The organism is Chamaesiphon polymorphus CCALA 037, from assembly GCF_003003845.1.
Classification (GTDB): Bacteria; Cyanobacteriota; Cyanobacteriia; order Cyanobacteriales; family Chamaesiphonaceae; genus Chamaesiphon; species Chamaesiphon polymorphus.
The window spans coordinates 1-7155 of record NZ_PVWO01000305.1 but is presented as its reverse complement, the minus strand read 5'-3'; the positions used below and the strand labels follow the sequence as shown (position 1 = coordinate 7155).

Here is a 7155-nt window from a genome sequence, read left to right as displayed (position 1 = left end):
CTTGGCATATGCTATATTACTTTATTCTCAAAAAGCTCTCTTCTAATCATATGGTTATTTGTGCCGCTCAGTACTAGCTTACGATCGATCGCTTTCATCACTATTCCAACTCCCCAAGTGATGCTTTGCGATCGGTTCCAGATTGTGTTGATAAGTTTGCGTGTTCGCTGTTTCGCTGCATGTCAAGTTACCAGTCATGGGCTAGCATGACTCTCACTTTAGTTAGGAAACATGAGGAAGTCGTGAGTGCGATCGAGTCTATGTGTAAAAAATGCTATTTTATGACTTGCTTTGTTCAATACTTAATTTTGTGCCACCTCATATATTTATCTAATATAGTTTGTCTATCAATAAAACTTTGTGCGGATGCACTATAAGGACTGCTTACATTATCTATGATTAATTTACGTACAAATATATACTTGTTAATATCAATCAACCATGTTGAGTAGCTAATTGCACAATTAAATGGATCTATCTTGTACAAAAGAGGATCTATCAACTTGTTAACAAGATTAGGATCATTTTTGATTGCAGAAGCAAACATCTTTATTGCCATATCAAATAAATATTTGCTTTGCTTAAAATACTTGACAATAAAATGACTTACAGCCGAGATGTCAACGAGACCTGTGTCAATTATATTGGCTAGATTTGACAAGTGATAGTTTAATGTAGTATCGCAGTTTATAGAAAAATTTTTCAATATATCCGAACACAAGCAAGGATCTTTAAAGTTTTCTTGGATAAACTCTTTTGAGAGCTTAATATTGCTGAACATAATTTTCAACAACTCGTTATCAAAGTTTTCGATCGAATATAGCTTGTTGCTACCAACAGCTAGTGCTTGCCCAAATCTTAAAATTCTTGGGTTTTGACTAGAAATTAACTCCTTGATTAGGATATCGTTAATTTCATGCAGACGTGAGTAAAAATAACTAGCAAAAAATGTAGCACCTATATTATCAAATTCTTCTCTCAGCTTCGAAGATATTTCCTTTCTACCGTGTCCCACCATCATTGGAATATAAAGCAAGCCTTCTTCATCAAAATAAGAGCTTATTTGCCTGGTTCTCTCTCTCCACTTAGACATTTTATTTTATAATTTCAACTGAATTTGTGGAATAGACATCAATTATCTCATCAGTCTGTTTGTCTTTTAGTGATCTTTGCTTTACATGCAAAGATAAATTAATTGATTTAAGTATTGAATAGTCTGATTCATAAATAACTTTTCCGTTTGAGTCATATATTTCTGTCTTCAATCGATCGGGGATATATCCACAATTGAATTCTAATGGATTCTCTGATATTGTAAATTCAAAAATTTCGTGATTGTCGCTATCTTCGTTATCGTTATTAAGAATAGCCGTAAGCTTGACTTTTGAGTTCGGATAAGCATTAAATTCGTCGAATATATCATACCTAAAACCATTACTATCTTTGAATCCCTTAAAATCAATAAATATTCTCGTTGGAATAAACTCAAAAAAACTTCCCAGTATGTAAGGATATTTTTTTATGTCCACACCAAATTCTTCTTTAATTTCATTTAAAGATTTAGCGTTGTTAATTATAAAACTCTCTAAATCCTGAAGATCTACGTCATCATAATATACTTTAGAATCAACTGGATATAAATTCAATGGATTAAATTCATCAAGCTTTGATGAAAGTGACGTGAAGAAGCGTTCACTATGCTTGCCTATATTATCGTTTGCACAGTGTTCTTGTGTCATTCTATAATTAGTAATCTGATGTATGGATATATTGATTCTCGTTCCGTGATGCTCTCTCACTGATAAGCTAGTCCAAATGCTATCGCGATCGAGTATAGATGTTAAAATTATGGGGTAATCCGCCAGCACGGATTCATTAGCCTATTCTGATTCAGGAAAGAATACGATTTCTCGATAAACTTGCTCGATCGGGAAACTTAAATTGATGCTTTTAAGCTCGACAATATCGCCAGCACGATAGTTAATAATTATCCACTCTCCCGCATCATTCTTCCGATATAGATCGATCGCGATTTCCTTTGAACTAACCAGAACATAATCCTGAAGATTGGGATTACGACGATACATGAAAAACTTATTACCTCGATCGTATGCTTCGGTACTATCAGATAAAACCTCAACAATCAGACACGGATAAGTAATGTATTGAGTGGTTGTTTTATCGCGCTCGTCACAAGTGACACTAGCATCGGGATAAGTATAATCAGTTGTTTCTAAAATATTAACTCTGAGATCGGAGTTACCAGTTTCACAACTGTTGCCTTGCAAATGACCTTCGAGGAGGAAAATAAATTGTACGGAAATCCGACTATGATTTCTGGTGCCACCACTCATGGCATAAACTTCGCCACCAATATATTCATGACGACATAATTGTTGTTCTTCCCAAGCAAAATATTCTGCGGGAGTAAACCGGGGAGAATTATCTTTTACCGCTACCATCCTTCGCGCCTCAATTAGTCAACCATCTTTATTTTAGCCCTGAAGGACGATCGCGATTCGGTAGATCGCTTGGGAGTAAGAAGCTCGGCATTAGCAACAAATCCCAACTAACAACTCGAAAGATCACCATTCCAACTCCCCAGGCGATACCTGATGCTCGTTGTGCTGAACGCGAATAATTTCGCCACTCCGCATCGTCACCACGCGATCGGCCATCGCCGCAATCCCAGCATTATGCGTAATTACCGCCGTCGTCGTGCCCAGTTCTTGATTCACTTGTGCCAAGGCTTCCAAAACTAATTTCCCAGTAGCATAATCGAGTGCCCCCGTCGGTTCGTCACACAGCAACACTTCTGGACGCTTGGCAATCGCCCGTGCGATCGCGACTCGTTGCTGTTCGCCGCCGGATAATTGCGCCGGAAAATGGTCTAATCGATCGGCCAAACCCACCAATTCTAATGCCGCTTCGGGACGCATCGGACGGCGGACGATCTCTGTTACTAATGCGACATTTTCCCGCGCCGTCAGGCTGGGAATTAGGTTGTAGAACTGAAAAATAAACCCCACACAATCGCGCCGAAACCGGGTCAATTCAGCTTCGCTGGCATGAGTGAGATCGCGTTCTCGGAATAAAATATGCCCGCTGGTGGGCACATCCAAACCACCCAAAATATTCAACAGCGTCGATTTACCACTCCCCGATGCCCCCAACAACACCATGAATTCGCCCTCATACAGATCGAGGTCGATCGATCTCAAGGCACGAACTTCGACTTCGCCCATCCGGTAGACTTTAGCGATGTTGTGGACGTGAAATACCACTCCAGATTGTGTTTGAGTCTCTGGGTAAGGTAAGTCCGCGCTCTGGCTGTTTCGCTGCATGTCAAGTTACCAGTCATGGGCTAGCATAACTTTCACTTTAGTTAGGAAACATGAGGAAGTCGTGAGCGCGATCTAGGTACGCCAACTAATCCGCTTTAAAAATCAGTGGAATTAAGATTGTGCCCGGATTGCCATCTTCTTCACAACTTCCTCAACTTATTTGCCTACTGTGAGGGAAATGAGATTGCTAAGGAGGGCTGTGATGGAAAGCTTCGACTACGTAATTTTGGGAGCTGGCTTGGGTGGACTTGCCGCCGCCGCCTGCTTGACTCGTCAGGGATATCGAGTCGCTGTCTTAGAAAAACACTACCTCCCTGGTGGCTGTTGCCACACCTTCGACTATGGTGACTATCGTTTTTGTGCCGACGTGCATTACATTTCCCAATGCGGTGCGGGGCAAACGATCGAACGGTTTCTGAGCTATATCGATCGCGAGGTGCCCTTCAATACCCTCGATCCAGATTGTATCGATCGAGTAATTACGCCAGATATCGATTTTAAAATACCTCTGGGTTGGGAAAACTTGCGAGAACGGTTGCTGTTGAAATTTCCGCAAGAAGCTCCAGCCATAAATCGCTATTGTGACGAGATTAGTCACCTCCATCGAGATCTGCATAACGTAGTGCGGGAAATGCACTGGTTCGATCGCAAATGGTCGGATTGGTTGAAATTGCCCAAATATTGGAACCTGTTTTTGAAACGGGATTGGACGCTCCAAGACCTGTACGACTATGTCGGGCTATCCCCCAAGCTGCAAGCAGTATTAGCCGGACAAAGTGGCGACTACGCCTTGCCACCCCAGGAAATTGCCCTCCTCACCCACACATCCCTAGTATGGGACTATGCCGAAGGCGCATACTATCCCCGACATCACTTCAAACACCTAGTAGACACGATCGTCGAAGCAATTACATCGCGCGGTGGGGTGGTGGAGTTCTCCATGCCAGTCGAGCATATTGAAGTTAGCAATGGCTTGGTGCAACATCTCACCGCTGGCGGCAAAATTTATCATGCTGACAAGGCATACATCAGCGATTTAGATCCCAAACTAACCGTCGAGCTGATGCATAACCCCACCGCCTTGAGTTCGCAGGAACATCAACGACTCACAGGCTATGAATATTCTTGCAGTGCCTTCAATATTTACCTGGGCTTAGACAGTCGCTTCGAGCCGCAAAATTATGGCATCGGTAACTGGAATATTTGGTACTATCCGACGGGCGACTTAAATCAAGAGTATCAGCAGCAGTTAGCAGGTAACCTCGATCGTCCTTGGATTTTCTTGTCCTGTCCGACGCTTAAATCTACCGAACCTGGTATGGCTCCTGAAGGGCATCACGTTCTAGAAGTTGCTACAGTCTGCCCCTACGATCGGTTTCAATCTCTTCATCAGACCGATCCCCAAGCATATAAAGCGAAAAAACGTGAAGTCTACCAGCAAATTATGGTCAGCGTCCGCGATCTGATTCCCGATGTGGATAAGTATATTCGGATGAAAGTTTACGGTACGCCCACGACTAGCGAATATTATCTCGGACAACCGCAGGGCAATATCTACGGTGCCAAATTGATTCCCAAACAAGTCGGTTTCCATCGACTGGGTTACACCACAGAATTACCCAATCTATTTCTGGTGGGAGCTAGTGCTGGATATCCTAGCGTCCCTGGCGTGATTGGTAACGGCATGGATGTCGTCGAGTTGCTGACAAAGCAATCGGTGTGGAAGTCAGGAACAATGCTGGAAGTCTCAGTTTAGATCTCGATCGATGGGGACGGGGAGACGAGGAAATAGTTCAATCCAAAATCCAAGTCCCCAAGTCCTCCACTCTCCCACTCCCCCACTCTCCCACTCCCCCACTCCCCATTTACTCAAACCAACGCGCTATGAAAACTCTACTACTATGGCCCAAGATGCCCAATTCCTTCTGGTCGTATCAAGAAACCTTGGACTTGACAGATTTAAAATCGACAAATCCGCCGCTAGGCTTAATTACTGTAGCGGCAATGTTGCCTAAAAATTGGGAAGTCAGATTGTTCGATCGCAATGTCCGCCCAGAGACCAGTGCTGACTGGGAATGGTGCGATCTGGTAATTATTTCAGCAATGATAGTTCAAAAAGCCGATTTTCGCAGTCTCATTGAAAAAGGTGTGAATTTAGGTAAAAAAGTTGCTGTCGGTGGGCCGTTTCCTACTTCAATTCCCGAATTTGCCCAAGTAGCGGGAGCGCATTACCTGATTCTAGATGAAGGTGAATGCACCTTGCCCCTATTCTTAGATGCCCTCTCACGGGGAGAATCGACAGGTATATTTCGGAGTGCCGAAAAACCAGACGTTACTCAAACCCCAATTCCTCGATTCGATCTCCTCGATTTAGATGCCTATTTAGCCATGACCGTGCAATTCTCACGGGGATGTCCGTTCCAGTGCGAATTTTGCGACATTATCAATCTGTACGGACGCAAACCGCGTACCAAAACACCAGCACAGATGTTAACCGAATTAGAGGTACTCTATCGAATGGGTTGGCATCGTTACGTGTTTCTCGTCGATGATAACTTTATCGGTAACAAACGCAATGCTAGGGTCTTTTTGCAAGCTTTGATTCCGTGGATGGAAGCTCGCAACTATCCTTTCATTCTCATTACTGAAGCATCGTTAAATTTAGCAGAAGATGATGAGCTAATCGACCTGATGGTTAAAGCGGGTATGACGATCGTGTTTATGGGCATTGAAACTCCAGATACTGATAGCCTGCTGGGGATTAATAAAGTTCAAAACACGCGCCAATCACTGGTCGAATCTTGCCATAAAATTACCAGCAAGGGATTACAAATTATGGCAGGTTTTATCATGGGTTTCGACAACGAACGAGCGGGTGCTGGAGAGCGAATTCGATCGTTTGTTGAAGCAGCAAATATTCCCCAAGCACAATTTAGCCTGCTACAAGCCCTCCAAAATACGGCTCTATGGCAACGACTAGAACGGGAAGGAAGACTTACAGAAGGCTTAGGTACCTTCCATCAAGGGGCGATTATGAACTTTATCCCCACTCGTCCAGTAGAAGAGATTACAGCGGAATACATCGATGCTTTCTGGCAGCTCTACGAACCGATCGCTTATATGAAACGCACTTTTCGCTGTTTCATGATGATGAATGGCTGGCGGGGTAAAAATCATCGTCCGATTACCCGGCATGAGATCGGGATGTTTGGCCAGATTTGCTGGAGACAAGGGCTATTGAGAAATACTCGCTTCCAGTTCTGGCGGCAATTAATAGTCATAGCTCTATTAAAACCGCAACTGCTCTACGACTATTTTACAACTTTAGGAGTGGGCGAACATTTCTTGACATATCGCCACGAAGTCCGCGCTCAACTCGGAAATCAACTAGCCGATTTGAAAGCAACAAAGGCACAAGAATTACTAGTAGAATCGCCCATTCGGAGCTTAGTTTAGTTTTCAATTGAATCTCGATCGACACATAATTGATTTGTGGATACTGTCTTATGGATACACCTCACCTCAGCGCATATATCAGCCTCATTGAAGCCTTACTGCAATGTGCCAAAGGCGAAGAGTGGTTGCTGCTTCAGCAACATCAAGATTTAATCGATGCCGAACTTTTAACAGTGATGGCAGAAGTTGCCGAACGACTTAATGCCGAAGGCAATGCCCCTGCTGCCAAGTTCCTCCGCTATTGGAAAAGTCACTTGACTCACCTGCTGCAACAAAATACGGCTCAAACCGTAGCGGAAGAACGCTCGCAAAGCTATCTCCAACTGATTCAAACCTTACTCGAATGCGCTAAAGG

General features: G+C 43.4%; 6 protein-coding genes and 1 pseudogene. 3 read left to right on the top strand and 4 right to left on the bottom strand.

The genetic code is table 11. From position 1 onward, the window contains the following. Positions 1-295 precede the first annotated feature (295 nt). The 4 genes from C7B77_RS19775 to C7B77_RS19760 form a co-directional block, all read right to left on the bottom strand. A complete protein-coding gene (locus C7B77_RS19775; RefSeq protein ID WP_106308763.1) occupies positions 296-1093 on the bottom strand; it encodes a hypothetical protein in 798 nt (265 codons plus the stop codon). A 1-nt stretch (position 1094) separates the two neighbouring features. Then, a complete protein-coding gene (locus C7B77_RS19770) occupies positions 1095-1739 on the bottom strand; it encodes a hypothetical protein (protein ID WP_146138412.1) in 645 nt (214 codons plus the stop codon). A 141-nt stretch (positions 1740-1880) separates the two neighbouring features. Continuing rightward, positions 1881-2462, bottom strand: coding sequence for a Uma2 family endonuclease (locus C7B77_RS19765; protein ID WP_106308757.1), 582 nt, complete (start codon positions 2460-2462; stop codon positions 1881-1883). Positions 2463-2585: 123 nt separating this feature from the next. Further along, entirely contained in the window at positions 2586-3344 is a 759-nt protein-coding gene (locus C7B77_RS19760; protein ID WP_106308754.1) for an ABC transporter ATP-binding protein, read from the bottom strand. Positions 3345-3546: 202 nt separating this feature from the next. Here C7B77_RS19760 and C7B77_RS19755 point away from each other — a divergent pair, with 202 nt between their 5' ends. From C7B77_RS19755 to C7B77_RS19745, 3 genes and pseudogenes are all read left to right on the top strand, one after another. Then, entirely contained in the window at positions 3547-5100 is a 1554-nt protein-coding gene (locus C7B77_RS19755; RefSeq protein ID WP_106308751.1) for a phytoene desaturase family protein, read from the top strand. Positions 5101-5228: 128 nt separating this feature from the next. Then, on the top strand, positions 5229-6800 hold the full coding sequence (locus tag C7B77_RS19750) for a B12-binding domain-containing radical SAM protein (protein ID WP_106308748.1): 1572 nt from the start codon (positions 5229-5231) through the stop codon (positions 6798-6800). A gap of 50 nt (positions 6801-6850) precedes the next feature. Beyond that, positions 6851-7155, top strand: a pseudogene (locus C7B77_RS19745) (hypothetical protein); the annotation flags it as partial.